Source organism: Paenibacillus endophyticus (genome assembly GCF_014192395.1).
Taxonomy (GTDB): domain Bacteria; phylum Bacillota; class Bacilli; order Paenibacillales; family Paenibacillaceae; genus Pristimantibacillus; species Pristimantibacillus endophyticus.
Window position 1 is genome coordinate 44,784 of sequence record NZ_JACHXW010000018.1, and the last position, 17,573, is coordinate 62,356.

15 protein-coding genes and 1 pseudogene are annotated in these 17,573 nt (G+C 48.9%); 15 read left to right on the forward strand and 1 reads right to left on the reverse strand.

From position 1 onward, the window contains the following. Window positions 1–80 precede the first annotated feature (80 nt). The 3 genes from FHS16_RS23410 (at window position 81) to FHS16_RS23420 (ending at window position 4,495) form a co-directional block, all read left to right on the forward strand. On the forward strand, window positions 81–824 hold the full coding sequence (locus FHS16_RS23410) for a glycerophosphodiester phosphodiesterase (protein WP_183568636.1): 744 nt from the start codon (window positions 81–83) through the stop codon (window positions 822–824). Window positions 825–940: 116 nt separating this feature from the next. Next, a complete protein-coding gene (locus FHS16_RS23415; protein ID WP_183568640.1) occupies window positions 941–2,002 on the forward strand; it encodes a metallophosphoesterase family protein in 1,062 nt (353 codons plus the stop codon). A gap of 378 nt (window positions 2,003–2,380) precedes the next feature. Beyond that, window positions 2,381–4,495: a DUF5054 domain-containing protein gene (locus FHS16_RS23420; protein WP_183568643.1), complete on the forward strand. Its 2,115-nt coding sequence runs from the start codon at window positions 2,381–2,383 to the stop codon at window positions 4,493–4,495. A gap of 116 nt (window positions 4,496–4,611) precedes the next feature. Here FHS16_RS23420 and FHS16_RS23425 read toward each other — a convergent pair whose 3' ends face one another. Further along, window positions 4,612–5,280, reverse strand: a complete 669-nt coding sequence (locus FHS16_RS23425) for a hypothetical protein (RefSeq protein WP_183568646.1) — start codon at window positions 5,278–5,280, stop codon at window positions 4,612–4,614. Window positions 5,281–5,427: 147 nt separating this feature from the next. On the opposite strand from FHS16_RS23425, the gene FHS16_RS32300 reads away from it, so the two are divergent. From FHS16_RS32300 to FHS16_RS23480, 12 genes and pseudogenes are all read left to right on the forward strand, one after another. Next, complete coding sequence (locus FHS16_RS32300; RefSeq protein ID WP_281379172.1) at window positions 5,428–5,550, forward strand: hypothetical protein; 123 nt, start codon at window positions 5,428–5,430, stop codon at window positions 5,548–5,550. Window positions 5,551–5,573: 23 nt separating this feature from the next. Then, a complete protein-coding gene (locus FHS16_RS23430; RefSeq protein ID WP_183568649.1) occupies window positions 5,574–6,101 on the forward strand; it encodes an HAD family hydrolase in 528 nt (175 codons plus the stop codon). 387 nt (window positions 6,102–6,488) lie between these two features. Beyond that, the gene (locus FHS16_RS23435; protein ID WP_246431919.1) at window positions 6,489–8,456 is read left to right on the forward strand and encodes an ABC transporter substrate-binding protein; all 1,968 of its coding nucleotides are present in this window, start codon (window positions 6,489–6,491) and stop codon (window positions 8,454–8,456) included. Between the two features lie 93 nt (window positions 8,457–8,549). Next, the gene (locus tag FHS16_RS23440; RefSeq protein WP_183568653.1) at window positions 8,550–9,548 is read left to right on the forward strand and encodes an ABC transporter permease; all 999 of its coding nucleotides are present in this window, start codon (window positions 8,550–8,552) and stop codon (window positions 9,546–9,548) included. 4 nt (window positions 9,549–9,552) lie between these two features. Beyond that, window positions 9,553–10,698: an ABC transporter permease gene (locus tag FHS16_RS23445; protein ID WP_183568656.1), complete on the forward strand. Its 1,146-nt coding sequence runs from the start codon at window positions 9,553–9,555 to the stop codon at window positions 10,696–10,698. Between the two features lie 32 nt (window positions 10,699–10,730). Further along, the gene (locus FHS16_RS23450) at window positions 10,731–11,774 is read left to right on the forward strand and encodes an ABC transporter ATP-binding protein (protein ID WP_183568659.1); all 1,044 of its coding nucleotides are present in this window, start codon (window positions 10,731–10,733) and stop codon (window positions 11,772–11,774) included. Then, window positions 11,771–12,808, forward strand: a complete 1,038-nt coding sequence (locus tag FHS16_RS23455) for an ABC transporter ATP-binding protein (protein ID WP_183568661.1) — start codon at window positions 11,771–11,773, stop codon at window positions 12,806–12,808. The genes FHS16_RS23450 and FHS16_RS23455 overlap by 4 nt, the downstream gene beginning before the upstream one ends. A 57-nt stretch (window positions 12,809–12,865) precedes the next feature. Further along, window positions 12,866–13,918, forward strand: a complete 1,053-nt coding sequence (locus FHS16_RS23460) for a LacI family DNA-binding transcriptional regulator (RefSeq protein WP_183568664.1) — start codon at window positions 12,866–12,868, stop codon at window positions 13,916–13,918. Between the two features lie 13 nt (window positions 13,919–13,931). After that, window positions 13,932–14,435, forward strand: a complete 504-nt coding sequence (locus tag FHS16_RS23465) for an MgtC/SapB family protein (protein WP_183568667.1) — start codon at window positions 13,932–13,934, stop codon at window positions 14,433–14,435. A 170-nt stretch (window positions 14,436–14,605) separates the two neighbouring features. Further along, window positions 14,606–14,854, forward strand: a pseudogene (locus FHS16_RS23470) (DinB family protein); the annotation flags it as partial. 470 nt (window positions 14,855–15,324) lie between these two features. Further along, window positions 15,325–16,404: a glycoside hydrolase family 172 protein gene (locus FHS16_RS23475; protein ID WP_183568670.1), complete on the forward strand. Its 1,080-nt coding sequence runs from the start codon at window positions 15,325–15,327 to the stop codon at window positions 16,402–16,404. Between the two features lie 209 nt (window positions 16,405–16,613). Then, window positions 16,614–17,513 (forward strand): nicotianamine synthase family protein, encoded by a 900-nt coding sequence (locus FHS16_RS23480; protein WP_183568673.1) that lies wholly within the window; start codon window positions 16,614–16,616, stop codon window positions 17,511–17,513. The last annotated feature ends 60 nt before the right edge of the window (window positions 17,514–17,573 follow it).

The window sequence follows — 17,573 nt, forward strand, 5'->3', positions numbered from 1 at the left end:
CAATTATGCAAGGAAACAGACAGCAATGCCAAGCTGCAGCTGCTGCTAAGCGGCTAATGTACGAGAGGAGTGAATCGGTAATGGCATTTCCTTTAATTACGGCACATACCGGCTGCATGGGCGAGCCGGACAATACGGCTGGCTCTGCCCTTGCTGGAATCGCACTTGGGGCCGACATTGTCGAGGATGATATTCGCATTACGCGCGATGGCGTTCCCGTGCTGTTCCATGACGAATGGGTATCGCTGAAGGATGGTAATCGGATGGGCATCTCATTATCCACCTACGACGAGCTTCGCCATTTGGACATTATTCCGGCGCATGCCGCAGGCAGCCAGACGATCCGCCTCGCAGCGCTCGACGAGCTGCTTGCAATCGTTCGCAGCGCCGGCTGCCATGTGAATCTGGATATCAAAGTAGACGAAGCTATCGCCCCAACAGCCGCCGCCGTGCGCAAATTCGGGCTGGAAAAGCGAGCTTTCCTGAGCGGCTGCGGCGCGAACCGGGCGCTTCTGGCGAGAGCCGAGGCACCTTGGCTTCCGAGACTGCTTAATGCCGACGCAGATTTGTTCGATGCCGTGGCGTATTCCGAGGCTGTGAAGCGGACAATCGAGGATGCGGTGGCCGCAGCCTGCTTCGGAATCAACATCCAGCACCGCCACGTTCGGGAAGAGCTGCTCGCCTCTGCTAGTGACTGCGGACTGTTCATCTATACGTGGACGGTCAACGAATCGGAGCAGATAGCGGCCTTGGCCGCGAGCGGTGTCCGCTCGATTACGACCCGTCGCGTAGACTTGGCGATGGGGCTCAAGACGGCCCGTTGAAAATGAGCGCTAGCATTGGAGTGCTTAACCGGTGACATTGCTGCAACCGGCGTGTCATACCATTAACCGGTATACATGCTGCTTATACGTCAATAAAAGATGAAGGGGACAAGGAAATGGGTGACATCGAGGAAATCTATTCGAATTTGTTAGACATAGCCGTGCAAGAACTATCTGCCTGCTTGACCGATGATACGTTGAATTTTGTTTTTATTACTGACCTGCATCATCGAAAAGGCGGCAATATGCTGCGCTCAGCAACTATGATTCAGCAAGTAGCGAGCCTGCTGCCACTCGACTTTATTGTTTGCGGAGGCGATATCAGCATTAATGGTCCGAAGTCCGAGGTTATAGCCGCCCAGAAGGAAATCGTCGAAGCGCTGGCAGCTTCGGATGCCCCTCTCCTTATGGTGAAAGGAAATCATGACGACAACTCAATCTATGACTACGAGCTTCACAGCGGAAGCGCGGCAAATGTCGTGTACCCGGATGAATCTCGCGGGATTACGCTCGCACCGGTTCAGGGGAAGGCCAAATTTAATCGCAATCATCCGTCCGGTTTATATTATTATATGGACTTCCCTGATAAGAAAACGAGAGTAATCGTACTGGATTGCACCGATATTCCATACACGCATACCGATAATGGGACGTTAACGTATAATGGTCAATGGGATTATGCATTTTCCAATAGCCAAATGAATTGGCTTGCGGACGAAGCGCTTGCGCTAGTGGGTAAAGCTGGCTGGCGAGTTCTGCTCGCGTCACATATTGCCATTACACAGGACGGCATATTCGGAGCTGACCATTCGGTGCGCAACGGCAGCGCGCTTTGGGGAATTGTAAAAGCTTTTCGTGAAGGGAATTGCTTCAGTTCGGAAGGTGGAGAAGGGGATTTCACTTACCAAGTGGCTGCCGATTTCTCTGAACAAGGCAAGGGAACGGTGTTAAGCTGCTTGTTCGGGCATGTCCATCATGACCAAATCGTGTTTAGGGATGAAATTCCAATGGTTTCATCGCTAAACGCATGTACGCATAAAGAGTTTGCGGATTCTCCTGAACGCGAGGAAGGCACTGGCTCAGAGGCTGCTTTTGACATCATGGCCGTCGACTTTGAACAGTCTCGCATAAAGGCTTACAGGGTAGGAGCGGGACAGCACCGCATGATAGACTATTAAATACAGCGTGCGTGTGGTGGCGTTACCGATTTAAAAGCGCTTCATATGGGAAATGTCATGCTTTACGACACGGAGAAAAGGGCACGCTGGCGAATCGAACCGTACAACGAGGATGATGGATATTTGGTTCGTTCAGCATCTTTGGAAGCATTTTTTTTGGGCAGGATCTTGTTTATTTGCGAAAACAAGCTTATCCTACGATGTAGGAAGTGGCTTTGTTCTGCATGATTTTTACGAAGCCTCACGTCCAAGAGAGACTTATGGCAGAGTCTTCCAAGTCAACGGGAGCGAACTTGGACAAATTTTAAACCGGTTTAATAAATGGGTCGGCTTCGTTCCGGACTAAGAAATGAAGAACATTGGAGGTAGATAAACAGCATGGGGAAAATCAAGAAAGTACATGTCATTTTTAAAACGCATCTGGATATCGGTTTCACGCATTTGGCCGAGCATGTCATTAAGCAGTACATGGAGGAATACATTCCGAAAGCCATCGAGCTGTCAGAAAAGCTGGAAACGGCAGGCGGAAGCGAACGCTTTGTATGGACCACGGGCTCGTGGCTCATCCACCATTATCTCGAAGCGGCTTCCCCCGAGGGAATAAAACGGATGGAGAACGCGATTGCCAAGGGGCATATCGCTTGGCACGGATTGCCTTTTACGACGCATACGGAGCTTATGGATCCCGAGCTGTTGAGCTTCGGGATATCGTTAAGCCAAGAGCTGGACGCGCGTTTTGGCAAAACGACGATTGCTGCCAAAATGACCGATGTGCCTGGGCATACGCTTGGCATGGTTCCTCATATGCAGCAAGCTGGCTTGCGCTACCTTCACTTAGGCGTCAATCCGGCTTCGAAGCGCCCTGACGTGCCTCGTCTGTTCCGATGGCAGGCGGATGACGGCTCGGAAATCATCGTTAACTATGCAGGTACATATGGCGAAGCGCTGGAGCTGGACGAGCTGGACGAAGTACTCGTATTCGCGCATACAGGCGACAATTGCGGCCCGCCTAGCACGGCAGAGATTCGCGAGCAGTTCGAACAGTTTCGCAACGCGTATCCCGGCGCTGAAGTCGTCGCTTCGACGATGGATGCATTCGCCGAGCGTTTGCTTGCGGTAAGCGGGAGCTTGCCTGTCGTACGCGAAGAGCTGGGCGATACTTGGATTCACGGGGCTGGCACGGACCCGATGAAGCTTGCCCGTTACCGGGAACTGCTCCGCCTGCGCAAGGATTGGCTGGCACAGGGACGGATGAAGGTATCTGATTTGGAATACAAAGAGATGAGCAAGGCGCTCATGCTCGTTGCCGAGCATACGTGGGGACTGGATGTAAAGAAATGGCTTCCCGATTTCCGAAACTACTCCAAAGCGGATTTCAACGAGGCAAGGGGCATAGACATTGTGAACCTTGAAGACATGCCTGCGAAATTCGGTTATATCGGCGCGTTTGCCATGGATGAGTTCGACCGGCATTCCAGCGATCTGTTCTCAGCAGAGCAAAGCGTACGCTCCTACTCGATGATCGAGAGCTCTTGGAAGGAACAGCGGCAGTATGTCGATCAGGCTGTCGCATATCTGGAGAATGACAAGCAGCAGGAAGCAATGCGTGCACTGGAGCAGTTAATTCCTTCGAAGACGGATGTATCGGGATTGGAGCAGCGCAACATTCGCCAGACGTATTCCAGCGGAGGCTATGAGCTGGCATTCGGTGAAAACGGAGCGCTGATCCGTTTAACGGACAGCAATGGCAAGGAGTGGGTAGACGAGAACCATCCGTTTGGCGCTTATGCGTACGAGAATTTCGGTACGGACGATTATGGACGTTATTTCCGCACTTATATGCAGAATTTGCCGATCACGCATCCATGGGCGGATGCGGATTTCAGCAAGCCAGGCTTTGAGTTTGTTAGACCGCTTCCAAGCAACCAGGTATTCCATCCACAAGTAATTGATATGCGGTGGCGCGGAGGCGAAGCTGTCGAACGCTACACGCTTCGGCTTCGTATGCCTGAGCAGGCCTATGAACAATACGGTGCGCCGAAAGAATTGGAGCTTGAATATGCGTTTCATAAGGCAGGGGAAATCGACGTTTGTTTGCAGTGGTTCGACAAAGACGCGAACCGTCTGCCAGAAGCAAGCTGGTTCGGCTGCGCGCTGAAGCTGGATAATCCAAACCTATGGACAATGGACAAGCTTGGATACGCGATTTCGCCGCTACGGGTCGTTAAGGACGGCAATCGCAATCTGCATGCGCTTCATAACGGTGTGGCCTATGAAGGCACGGATGGTTCAGCTGCAATTGTACCGCTTGACTCCGCACTTGCCGCTCCAGGCCAAAAAAGGCTGCTCCAATTCGACAATTCCTTTGTTTCACTGGATACGGGATGGCATTTCAATCTGCATAACAATATTTGGGGAACCAATTTTCCGATGTGGTATGGAGATGATGCGAAATTCCGGTTCCAGTTAAGGCTGTCTTCGAATCGGAAATAAGCATGTGTTTAACTGGAAAAAAATACACCCCGTAGATGGATAGAGGATTAACCTGGCGGTTTTTCCACTGTCTAAGGCAGGGGTGTATCTTTTCGGAGACTAATCTTTTAGCAGTATTAAAGCTTGGCGAGCAATGCTCTCATCCGAATAGGAATTTCCTTGGTCAGTTCTGACCACGGGACGAATGCGTCCGAAGCCCAATCAAAGGGAATGTAGTCAAAGCTAGGCTGGAAGCTAAATTCACGCAGATGCTTTTCGGCACGTTGATCGATTTCTTCGCCACTTTTGAACTGGCCGCCGAACATGGCAGGCTCCAGTACGCCGTCAATGCCAGCTTCTGATTGGCAGCAGCTATCGACATTAGGCAGCAATCGGAAAACGTCCTGTATGGGAATCATCGCATGCTTTCCAGGCTGAACGAATAGCTTGACGCGCTTGTCGTCCGATAAATTGCTGCGATCCGGAAGCAAGCTAAGGAAATATCGGCCATGGAAGCTGGCCTCGCAGGAGGCAATCGCTCCTTCGTGATCGATGTACACCCACACATGCTCCAAATCGTAAATATGCTGGATGTCATAATCCCAATAGATCGCATATTCAATGACGGTGCGGATGCGGGTCGTATCGAATGTGATGAAACGGTCGAACGAGGGGGACGGCGCTGGGGCTTCGAATACGGAAACGCCAACACGAATGGGCAAGAACGGCTCAAGACGATCCAGGTATAGAAGGGGTGAAACCTGGAGCACCGTATCCCAGTGCGTCTGTAGAACGGAATTAGTCATGTTGGAAAAAGCCTCCTTAAATTAGGATTGATTTGCGCAGTCCATATATGTAATATATAGATTAAGCGCTTTACCTATCATTATATGATTATATTTGGTTATTTTGAAAGCGCTAATATGAGCAGCACTCATTCGCGGATGGACCAAATGAACAAGCTGTCATTCCTTTTGCCGATCCATACCGTACAGAACACGGACAAGATCAAGCAAAGGATCGTCATGCAGCCGGAGCTGATCGTCATACAATCGACGAGCTCGCTGGCAAATTAATATGGGGGAAGGTTGTTTGACACATGGAGAAAAAATTAATCGTATTTTTGGACAGCGGCGACACCATTATCGATGAATCAACGGAAGTAAGGGACGATGAGGGGATCGTGCTGAGCGCAGAGGTCATTCCAGGCGCTGACGTCATGGTCAAAACGTTGTACGACAAAGGCTATACGCTTGCGCTGGTCGCAGATGGCGATGCACAATCCTTCAAGAACGTATTCAAGCAGCACGGGCTCTATGATTATTTTACGACGATGATCTATTCTGAAACCGTGAAAGCTAGCAAGCCAAGTCCCCGTATGTTCAAAGCGGCCGTTGGCGCCTTGGATTTGTCAGAGGCGGATTACTCGCGCATCGTCATGATCGGCAACAATTTGAGCCGCGATATGAAAGGCGCCAATGCGCTGGGCATTACGAGCATCTTCCAAAGCTGGACGACGCGCTACCCGCACTTGCCTGCAGATAAGTCGGAGCGTCCTACCTACACGGTACGCGAACCGCTTGAGCTGGTGGCGTTAATCGAGCGGCTGAACGCTGAGCTTTCCTAGTCCGCACAGCGAAGTATCGCCTTCATTCTAATTGAAAAAAATTAAGCCCTTCAGGCTGCCTGAAGGGCTATTTCTCTATCTCCGGCTGGTAAGCGGGAGAAGTTCTTCATGTGGCAACGGTGGAAACAAGCGATCAAAAAAAATTTACAATTTCTTAACATTACCCCTTGCTTACATAAATTATCCAATGTATCATACAACTAAAGCGTTTACATTAAGCGCTTACATTTTAAACGCTTTATTAAACCGGTTTAATCACCACGAAATGTTCAGCATACATAACAGGGATACGGCACAATACCCTTTTAAACCGGTTTAACACTATCTCTAGAAACAGAGCGGTTGTACAGATTCAAAAATGACTAATCAATTTTTGGAGGGGTTAATTTGAAACGAAGCAAAATGATGTTGGTCTTATTCGTTATGATCGCGATTATTGCAGCAGGGTGCACGAACAACAATTCAAGTCCGAGTGCAACGAACGAATCGAAGGAAAAGCCGACGGAAACAGCAGCGCCGGTAGACAACGCGCAAGCGGGAGCCAAGGAAGCCCCGGCGTTCGCCGCACTCGTCAAAGACGGCAAGCTGCCGAAGCTGGAAGATCGTATGCCTGTAGCGGCGGACATCAAAATCGAAGAGGTTGTTGATGAAATCGGCCAATACGGCGGCGAGTGGAAAATGCCTTGGAATGGCCCCTCCGACAAATGGGGAGTAGGCCAGCCGACAGAGGAAGCGCTCTTCCGTTTCAACAAAGAAGGCAATAAAGTCGAGCCAAACGTAGCTAAAGGCTATGAAGTGAACGACGATTCGACCGTGTTTACGATTCACCTTAGGGAAGGCATGAAGTGGTCGGACGGCGTGCCGTTCACAACGGAAGACGTCATCTTCTACTGGGAGCACATGCTGAAAAAAGAAACGTTCGGCAAAAAAATCTATGACGCTTATTACTCGGTAGACCCGGTAAGCGGCGACAGAGCCTTGGCAGAAGTGAAGAAGGTCGATGACTACACCTTCACCGTCACGCACAAATATCCAAGCGTTCAATTTTTGGAGCGTGTGGCCATCGACAACAAATGGTTTTTCGCGCCCAAGCATTTCCACGAAACGATTCTTCCCGAATTCGTAGGCGATGCAAAAACGCTGGAGATTACGAAATCATGGGGCTATGAGGATCCGAAAGTATTCCTAGTCGAAACCGGCTACTATGATTGGCTGCACAAGGAAATTCCGACGATAAGGGCATGGATGCCGACAACCGATCCGAACAGCGACCAGTTCGTCATGGAGCGCAATCCATACTTCTGGAAGACGGATTCCGAGGGCAAGCAGCTTCCTTATATCGATCGCCTAGTGGCGACCAAAATCCAAGACCCGAGTCAAAAAGTGCTCGGAACATTGGCTGGCGACTACAACTTAGTTGTATTTGGCGCTAATGATTTCACGGTTCTGAAGGAAAATGAGAAAAAAGGCGACTACCGCATTATTCCTTGGACGCAGCCGGCATGGAGCAGCGCAGGCATTCAATTAAACCAAACGACGCCGGATCCGAATCTTCGGAAGCTGTTCCAAGATATCCGCTTCAGAGAAGCATTATCTATTGGGGTTAACCGCGTAGAAATTTCTGAGATCGTAACAAACGGATTGGGCGAGCCGATCCAAGCATCCGTACCGGAAGGCGTAATGGGCTATCAGGAGGGCTGGAAAGATCAATGGACGGAATTCAATCCGGAGCGGGCAAATCAGATTTTGGATGAGCTTGGCCTGACAAAACGCGATAAGGACAATTTCCGGCTAAATGCCGATGGCTCCGAACTGACGTTGACCATAATAGAATCCAGTACGGATACGGCTGCATTCTTGGAGCTGTTGAAAAAGTATTTTGAAGACATGGGCTTGAAAACGAACCTGAAGGTTGTGGACGGCGGTACGCATTTCGATATGAAGTACGCCAATCAAATTCCAATCACGACCGAAAATATTTCAGTTGCCAACGTGGCGTTCCGTCCGGATGCGATCGTTCCGCTTCGGGTTATCACACCATGGTTCGGCCATTACGGCTTGTATACGCAATCAGGCGGGAAAGAAGGCGTGAAGCCGGAAGGCGACATTGCCTTGATTCTTGAAAATTGGGAAAAAATCAAAGCGAGCAAAACGCAAGAGGAAATCGATCAATACAGCAATGAAATTATTAAGCTGCATATGAAAAATCAATGGGTAATCGGCTATGCTGGCCCTACGCCAACACTAATTGCCGCATCAAACAGCATTCACAATATCCCTACCGATATGGTATGGGCAGACGAATACCGTTCACTCGGTCAAGGACATCCATCGCAATTCTTCATTAAACAATAAGTTGCAGCAATGTCAGCGGCAAAGGCGGGGAAGCTGCTTCCCTGCCTTTGCCGTACTAAGATTCAGCTTGTAGCGGAGAGGGACGGATATGAGATGCTTCAATATATAATAAGGCGAATTCTGTTGGTCATACCCGTTGTTATGTTTATTTCCTTTGTCGTGTTTTACATCATTCAGCTTCCGCCAGGCGATTATGTTTCCAGTTATTCCGCAACAATGTCGGCTGCCGGCGATGTTATGACGCAGGTGGAAATGGATGAAATGAGATCAAATCTTGGCTTGGACCGTCCAGTGTACGAACAGTATTTGGTATGGGTGAAAAAAATCGTGCTGCACGGAGATTTCGGCTTCTCGTTCAACTACAATAAGCCGGTGCTGGCAGTCGTGAAGCAATACATGGGTCTGACGTTAGTCGTTTCAATTGTCACGATGGTCTTTCAGTACGTGGTCGCGATTCCGATCGGGATCTATACGGCAGTCAAGCAGTATTCGGCGGGCGATTATTTTTTCTCCGGCATCAGCTTTATTGGCATGGCCACGCCTAACTTTTTGTTAGCCATCATTTTAATGTTTTTATCCTACACTTGGTTTGGCGACCCGCTGCTTGGCCTATTCTCGAATGAGTACGTGAACGCGCCATGGTCATGGGATAAGGCGGTCGATTTAATGAAGCATATGGTTATCCCTGTCATCGTAATCGGACTGGCGAGCACCGCTGACCTGATCCGGGTTATGAGGGGGCAAATGCTGGATGAGTTGAACAAGCCGAACGTGGTGACGGCGAGAGCGAAAGGCTTGTCCGAAACAAGGATTTTGCTCAAATATCCGACACGCGCCGCATTGAACCCGATTGTGAGTACAATCGGCTGGTCGTTGTCTTCGATTTTTACGGGCTCGACCATTACGGCAATCGTTTTGAATCTGCCGATTCAAGGGCCGGTCATGTATAACGCCTTGCTCGGCCAGGATATGTATCTGGCAGGCTCGTGGCTGCTGTTCATGGCGCTGCTCACCGTACTCGGAACGTTAATCTCGGATATTTTACTCGCATGGCTGGATCCAAAAATTCGTACAGAATTCAGGGGTAATTAATACGATGAGAACAATACCTGCGTTCAAAAGGCAAAAGCCGGAAACCCTTCGTCCCAAGAAAAACACAGATGCCAATTACAGCTCGCAATGGCGGCTCATGTATCTCAGATTTAAAAAGCATAAATTAGCGCAAATCAGCTTGTTTATATTGGCGCTGCTTTATACGGTTGCGCTGTTTGCGCAATTCATCGCTCCGTACGGTCTGCAAAGCTACGATAGCAAATATGTGAATGTGCCACCAATGGGGTTTAAATTTATAGACGCGGACGGTAAGTTTCATATCAAGCCATTCGTGTATGAGCTGAAATCGACGCGCGACCCGGAAACGATGCGGAAAATATTTGTGCCAGATACGGAAAAGCGGCATTCCCTCCAATTTTTCGTCAAGGGAGAGGAATATAAGTTTCTAGGATTAATCAAGACATCGACCCATTTAATCGGTGTAAAAGAGCCGGGACGCGTATTCCTGCTAGGCACGGACGGCATGGGCAGGGATTTATTTTCCCGTATTATTCTAGGAAGCCAAATCTCGCTTAGCATCCCGCTCGTCGGCGTAGGCATCAGCTTGGTGATTGGCTTGATCATCGGCGGCATTTCCGGCTATTTCGGCGGCTGGCTCGATTCAATTATCCAACGGGTAATTGAGATCATTCGATCCTTTCCTACGCTTCCGCTATGGATGGCTTTATCCGCCGCCATACCGCCGCGAATACCTGTCGTTACTATGTATTTGTACATTGTCATTATCTTCGCCTTTATTGGCTGGACCGATCTGGCGAGGGTAGTCAGAGGCAAGTTTATCTCGCTTAAAAACGAGGATTACGTGATAGCCGCAAAAATTGCAGGCGTAGGCAGTACGAAAATTATCATCAAGCATTTGCTGCCCGGCTTTATCAGCTACCTTGTGGTGGCGACGACGCTTGCCATTCCCGGCATGATCCTTGCCGAAACGGCGATGAGCTTTCTGGGACTCGGTATCCGATCTCCCGCAACGAGCTGGGGCGTATTGCTGCAAGAAGCCCAGAAGATCGAAAATGTCGCATTGTATCCGTGGAAGCTGTTTCCGCTGGGAATCGTCATTCTAACGGTGTTAACCTACAATTTCCTTGGCGACGGATTGCGCGATGCCGCAGATCCCTACAAAAAATAAGCGATTAAATAAAAGGCAAGCGAGGGGATAGCATGACGGCTCAAGCTGCTCAGACCGGGCAACCTTTATTGTCCGTACAAAACCTTAATATTCAAATCAAGATGGACAATGGGATTATGAACGCGGTAGACGGGGTCGATTTCGAGATTCATAAAGGCAAAACCTTAGGCCTAGTTGGAGAGTCGGGCTGCGGAAAAAGCCTTACGAGCCGCGCGATTATTAGCATCAACCCGAAAGAATGCGAAACGACCGGGGACATCGTCTACCATTCGGATTCGGAAGCTTCGCTCAATCGGCTGAACCTGCTGTCGCTTCATCCAAACGGCAAGCAAATCCGTTCGATTCGGGGACGGAAGATCGCTATGATCTTCCAAGAGCCGATGACCGCGTTCTCGCCGATGTACACAATCGGGAACCAACTGATGGAAGCGATCCGAATCCATCGCACAAAAAACAAAAAAGAAGCGAAAAAAATAGCGCTGGAAATGCTCGCAAAAGTCGGCATATCCGATCAAGAAAAGCGATTCGATCAATACCCGCATGAGTTCTCAGGCGGAATGCGCCAGCGGGCGATGATCTCGATGGCCTTATCGTGCAACCCGGAAATTTTAATTGCCGACGAGCCGACGACAGCACTTGACGTAACGATCCAGGCACAAGTGCTGGAGCTGATGAAAAAGCTGCAGTCCGAGTTCGGCATGGCGATTCTGCTCGTCACGCATGATCTGGGCATTATCGCTCAAATGTGCGACGAGGTTGCCGTCATGTATTTGGGGAAAATCGTCGAACAGGCACCCGTCAAAGAGATTTTCGCTAATGCGAAGCACCCATATACGAAAGGGTTGCTGAAGTCGATGCCCCGACTGGGCGGCGACAAGACCAAGCGGCTGGATTCCATTGAAGGAACGGTTCCGATTCCGATCAATATGCCGCCGATGTGCGGGTTCTATGACCGCTGCAGCGATCGGATTGAAGGCGTTTGCAATACAAACGCTGTACCGAAGACCCGGATTACGGACCAGCATTCCGTCCGATGCTTCCTGTACTCGGACCGTCAAGAAGGAGCAGCGCAATGACCAAGCCTAAGCCTATTTTAGATGTCATCGATATGAATAAGGATTTTCAAGTGAAATCCAAAACCGCGCTTTTCCGAAAGCCTGCTTCTGTTCAGGTGCTTAATCAGATCTCCTTCGAGCTAATCGAGGGAGAGACGCTCAGCATCGTCGGAGAATCCGGCTGCGGCAAGACTACGCTTGGCCGCTGCATCGTAAGGGGGATGGACGCCTCCTCTGGCCAAGTCATCTACCATACGGAGGATGGGCAGCAAATCGATTTTTTGAAGCTGAAGGGCAAGGGCTCCAAAACCTATCGAAGAGAAATCCAAATGATATTCCAGGATCCTTACTCCTCGCTTAGTCCGCGAATGAGCGTATTCGATATCATATCCGAGCCGCTTATCGCTAATTTCAAGCTGAGCAAAGCGGAAGTTGAAGAGAAGGTGACGTTAATTGCGGAGAAAACGGGCTTGAATGTGAGCTACTTAAGACGTTATCCGCATGCGTTCTCCGGCGGACAAAGGCAGCGGATTGCCATCGCCAGAGCGCTTATTACGCAGCCTCGGTTAATCGTATGCGATGAGGCAGTATCCGCCTTGGACGTATCCATCCAGGCGCAAATCATCAATCTGCTCAAGGATTTACAGGAGCAGTTCCGCATTACGTACATTTTCATCTCGCATGATCTTTCCATCGTGCAGAACATATCCGACCGGGTAGCCGTCATGCATTTAGGCAGAATCGTAGAGCTAGCCGCCAGCGAATCGCTGTTCGGCCAGCCGAGGCATCCTTATACGGAAGCGCTGATGTCAGCCGTTCCGCAGCCCGACCCGGAGCTGAAGAAGAACCGAATCATATTGGAGGGTGAAGTCCCGAATCCGGCTAATCCGCCAAGCGGCTGCCATTTCCATCCAAGATGCGCATATCGTACTGAAAAATGCGTGAAAGAAGTTCCCGAGCTGCGCGAAGTAGGCTATAATCATTTCACAGCATGTCATTACGCGGAGGAATTGAAGCTGAAAGGCGTTCACAACGAGCTTGCAGACGAGGCTTGACTCTGACGGCTTGCGGGGACGAGGTTTAGCATGCTTTGAGAGGATGTTCAGGCAAAAATGGCAAAAATCGATGATGTCGCTCGTCTTGCGGGCGTCTCAAAAGGTACGGTTTCCAATGTGTTCAGCCAGAAAAGACGAACCAGCAAATCGGTTACTGAAAAGGTGCTGCGCGTATCTCGGGAATTAAATTACGTTCCAAACCATATTGCAAGAAGCCTGGTCACCAAAAAAACGATGGCGATCGGGCTTACGATACCGCACGGTAATTTCTTCTTCAGCGTCTTTCATAACCAATTTATTAATGGCGTCGTTCTGGAGGCTTCCATCTATGGCTATCGAGTCCTATTGGACATGATTCCGATCGAGGAGGTCAAAACGCCGTCGCTAGCAAGCTATCCGATCGACGGGGCTATCGTCCTTGGACCGATGGAACAGGATGAACGGATCAATCTGCTGCATCAAAATCAGGTGCCGTTCGTCACGGTCGGCCAAATCATCAACGACGGCCTGCATGAAGCGACAACAGTAAACAACGATAACAACAGGATTATTTTGGATATTTGCGACTATTTGACCGGCTTCGGACATCGTAATCTCATGTTCCTTAATGCAGGAAAACATATGACGGTATCCATTGAGCGAACAAAAGCGTTTGCACAAGCAATGCAGAAGCATCAGATTGAGCTGCAGCCGCATATGGTACATTATAAGCCTGACATTCACTCCGATGAATATATGACTTATGGCTATGATGAGACTGTCCGCATGCTAGGCGAACGGAAAGAAAAGGTAACGGCCATCATCGCCGATGATGACCGCACGGCATTCAGTGTATTGAATGCCATCAATGAGCTAGGCTTGAGCGTACCCGAGGATATTTCGCTATTCGTCATATGCGGCGATTTATCGATGATGCACCAAGTTACACCATCCCTAACGGGCATGGATCTTCAGCCATCGGAGCTTGGGTCGCAATCGGTCAAACAGCTGATGCATAAGCTCGGCGTGCTTGAAGGCGGTTATCCGAACCACGTAACGGTAAGCAGCAAAATTATTGAACGAAGCTCTTGTTCGCCGGTTTTCGGTGGAAACGAGAGTGTTTCTAAGTAAATGAGGCGGGTTAATGACACAGTTTATTTCAGTTATTGTTCATTTTTTTACGGAATTTGAAATGTATTTCCGCATTCTAATTAGCGCCATCCTGGGGCTGCTGATTGGGTTCGACCGTACGCACAAGAACAAGCCTGCGGGCGTGAAGACGTATACGTTCGTGACGGTCGCATCTGCACTCATCACGATCGTGTCGATTGAGAGCGTGGCGAGATACGGACATATGAATGAGCGAACGATGATGGACCCGATGCGCTTGACCGCTCAGATTGTTTCTGGCCTTGGTTTTTTAGGTGCGGGACTCATTATGAAAACAGGCTTCGAAGTGAAGGGGCTGACTTCAGCGGCGATGATTTTATTCGCTGGAGGGGTTGGAATCGGCATCGGGGCAGGTTTCTACGGCATCGTCATTTTCACGATCGCTACCGCTTTTTTCTTTATTCGTGTAGGCGGTTGGATCGAGAAGAAGGAGCATGATCGGCTTCATGCCAAAGACGATATCGACTTGTCGGCATAAAGAGGAGCATCAATTGCATGGTTAGAAGGTTCTACTTGGAACCGATGAATCCCGATTACAAAATACGCGCATGCCGCGCCATTTTGTAATCGGGATTTCCATATTAAACAGATCCAAGCGCAGATCTGTTACGCAAACTCTCGCTTATGGGTCGCAAGGAGAGAGCTAGAATGCTTTATGATTTACGAGGTGAAGAACATATGTCACCTATTGTGGGAATTTTATATTCCGCTGTAAAAGAGAACAGCCAACGACTGCATCTAATCACGGAGGGCATGTCACAGAAAGAAGTGGATTACAAGGGCCCTAATCATAATTTTAATAGTACTGCCCAGTTAATTAAACATATCATGTATGTGGATCTGAATTGGGCTTATAGAATGAAAGGACAACCACTTTCTCATTCTTTGATAGAACAATAGCATAATGGAATAACGGATAGCGCCACAGGCTTTACGCTTGTGGCGCTAATTTTCGTTTTTTTTGCCAAGCATAATAATTTAGAAAAACGTTGGATTGCATTCATTAACCTGAACATTCAAAATATGAGTCTAATAGGGGGCTTCCTTTCTGATAACAACATCATTTATCATAGAAAAGAACATATTTATAAGGATTTGAATCGCAAACCCGTATTTTAAGTAACTTTAAAGTTAATATCTAATTCACGACTCCCGCCCATAATAGGAAGGTGATGCCGAATAAAATGACGTTCTCTTATTGTGAGGGAACAATGGGAAGAGTGGTTTGAATCGTTGGCTGTCGACGCTCGGTCGTTAACGGAAATATAAGGATCCGACCGAAAATATGGTTACGCTTACATGATTGACTGAGAAGAGAGTACAAGCGAATGACCGTTGGTAAAAAAACAAACCTGGAGGAATAGAAGATGAGTCAATTTAACGGATTAGGAATGGGGCTAGGCAATTTGGCGCGTGTATCGAATGCGCTGACAAGATCGATTTCGCCTGAAAACTTCACGGGCGAGAAAGGGAAAGGGGCTATGGCTACCGATGGTACGGGGGCGCAAGCGGCTCGTGATCTAGGCGTAGGCTGGAAGGTTTCTCCGTCCGTGAAAATTGAAGGTAATTCTGAATTTACGATGGCAGAAATGGACGGTCCAGGCGTGATCCAGAACATTTGGCTAACCTGTCCGCATCAATCGGTTCGCTCTCTTATTTTCAAAATATATTGGGATGATGAAACGGATCCTTCCGTATACGTGCCGGTTGGCGATTTCTTCTGCAACGGCTGGGGCGAGCGGGCGCTGGTTAATGCTCTTCCGATTGCTGTGAACCCAGCAGGCGGCTTCAATAGCTATTGGGAAATGCCGTTCCGCAAAAAAGCGCGAATCGTTATGGCTAATATTTCACATGAAGCGACGCAGCTCTATTACCAAATCAATTATACGTTGACGGAGGTGCCAGGCGATATGGCGTATTTCCACGCACAGTGGCGCCGCAGCAATCCAGTTCCGTATAAGGACGTTCATACGATCGTTGACGGCATCAAGGGGAAAGGCCATTATGTTGGCACATACCTTGCCTGGCAAGTAAATAGCAATAACTGGTGGGGCGAGGGCGAACTGAAATTTTTCATGGACGGCGACAAGGAATACCCAACCATCTGCGGAACAGGTACGGAAGATTATTTCGGTGGCGCTTGGAACTGGGATATGAACGGACAATATGTGACGTATTCGACCGCGTTTCTTGGCATGCATCAAGCGATTAAGCCAGATGGGTTGTACAAAGCCAATCAACGCTTCGGGATGTACCGGTTCCATGTCATGGATCCGATACGTTTTGATGAGGATCTGAAAGTAACGGTACAGGCGCTTGGCTGGCGCTCCCACGGCCGGTATTTACCGCTCCAGGATGATATTGCATCCGTCGCGTACTGGTACCAGCTGGAGCCTCATTCGTCACATCCGATCATGCCGGGCATTGATGAGCTCGAAATCATTTAATAATCGCCCCGTTTCCTTATATGGAAGCGGGGCGATTGTTGTGCATGGCTGTTTCATTGTCTTTCATAACCTTTGCGTGTAGGCATTTCCTAATTGTTCGCTCAACATCATTCGCTAGATATCCTGTCAGAGGACTCGTCTAGATTGTTGACCAAACGAATATATTCGAAGAGAGAACGAGGATGTTGAATGAAGGAGGAATTAGGCAAATGGATATTTTTCCTACCGCTGCCGCTATACAATCTACAAGTCCTATCCCAAGCATGCAAAAGGTAGATGACTTTATCGCGTTTATTCGCGAGCTAAATGAACTTCTTCACATCGAAGAAGATCTCTCTCCTGCCAATCAACGGGTGACGAGCATGATTAGGCGCCTTTCACAGCAATTGCGCGCCTATTACTCGCCCGAGGAGGTAAAGGCGGTTCTAAGCCATGAATATATGGTTTACAACCAACGCTTGCTGCAGGATAAATTGTCAAAAGCCGAGTTTCAAGTCGAGCTGGCTGATTCTCAAACGTTTTGCAGCCCGGGAGATTCCGTTATGGATATCGTTACACGGTTGCCTTATTGGTCGATCTATTTGGCCTTGGTTACCGAGGAGCTGTCCATGCTAAGGCAGTTGATTCAGGAAGGCGGTCAGCTGGAGCATTCGCCGATAGTGTTTATTGGCAGCGGGCCGATGCCGATAAGTCCGATTATGATTCATCTATTCCATGGCGTGGAGGTCATTTGTCTCGAAATCGATGCTGTGGCTTGCGATGCCTCCAGCTCTTTTCTCGAAAAAATGGGCTTAAATGCTAAAGTAAAGGTCATTATGGAGAATGGAGACGAGTTCGATTACGGCGCGTATAACCGGATTTTTGTCGCAAGTCTCGTAAAAAATAAACGGGCGGTGCTTGAACAAATCAATCGAACGGCCATGAACCCGCTTGTCGCTGTTCGTACGGCTGAGGGAATGAGGCAAATTATGTATGAAGCGATTGATGAATCACAGCTGAATAAGCAAGGATGGCGGATTCTGGGAAGAACTAATCCAGATGGCCATTTAGTAATTAATTCCACTTTGTTTATGGACCGCCATATTAATCCTACCGGGTTGGGGCAATAGATGGAGGAATATGATAGTCATTCCGTGAATACATCAATAAATGGAAAAAAAGAAAAGGTG

What these genes read in the sequence shown, in the direction of transcription:
- FHS16_RS23410 (WP_183568636.1), top strand. Translation starts at nt 81, where the DNA reads ATGGCATTTCCTTTAATTACGGCACATACCGGCTGCATGGGCGAGCCG.
- FHS16_RS23415 (WP_183568640.1), top strand. Translation starts at nt 941, where the DNA reads ATGGGTGACATCGAGGAAATCTATTCGAATTTGTTAGACATAGCCGTG.
- FHS16_RS23420 (WP_183568643.1), top strand. Translation starts at nt 2,381, where the DNA reads ATGGGGAAAATCAAGAAAGTACATGTCATTTTTAAAACGCATCTGGAT.
- FHS16_RS23425 (WP_183568646.1), bottom strand. Translation starts at nt 5,280, where the DNA reads ATGACTAATTCCGTTCTACAGACGCACTGGGATACGGTGCTCCAGGTT.
- FHS16_RS32300 (WP_281379172.1), top strand. Translation starts at nt 5,428, where the DNA reads ATGAACAAGCTGTCATTCCTTTTGCCGATCCATACCGTACAGAACACG.
- FHS16_RS23430 (WP_183568649.1), top strand. Translation starts at nt 5,574, where the DNA reads ATGGAGAAAAAATTAATCGTATTTTTGGACAGCGGCGACACCATTATC.
- FHS16_RS23440 (WP_183568653.1), top strand. Translation starts at nt 8,550, where the DNA reads ATGCTTCAATATATAATAAGGCGAATTCTGTTGGTCATACCCGTTGTT.
- FHS16_RS23445 (WP_183568656.1), top strand. Translation starts at nt 9,553, where the DNA reads ATGAGAACAATACCTGCGTTCAAAAGGCAAAAGCCGGAAACCCTTCGT.
- FHS16_RS23450 (WP_183568659.1), top strand. Translation starts at nt 10,731, where the DNA reads ATGACGGCTCAAGCTGCTCAGACCGGGCAACCTTTATTGTCCGTACAA.
- FHS16_RS23455 (WP_183568661.1), top strand. Translation starts at nt 11,771, where the DNA reads ATGACCAAGCCTAAGCCTATTTTAGATGTCATCGATATGAATAAGGAT.
- FHS16_RS23460 (WP_183568664.1), top strand. Translation starts at nt 12,866, where the DNA reads ATGGCAAAAATCGATGATGTCGCTCGTCTTGCGGGCGTCTCAAAAGGT.
- FHS16_RS23465 (WP_183568667.1), top strand. Translation starts at nt 13,932, where the DNA reads ATGACACAGTTTATTTCAGTTATTGTTCATTTTTTTACGGAATTTGAA.
- FHS16_RS23475 (WP_183568670.1), top strand. Translation starts at nt 15,325, where the DNA reads ATGAGTCAATTTAACGGATTAGGAATGGGGCTAGGCAATTTGGCGCGT.
- FHS16_RS23480 (WP_183568673.1), top strand. Translation starts at nt 16,614, where the DNA reads ATGGATATTTTTCCTACCGCTGCCGCTATACAATCTACAAGTCCTATC.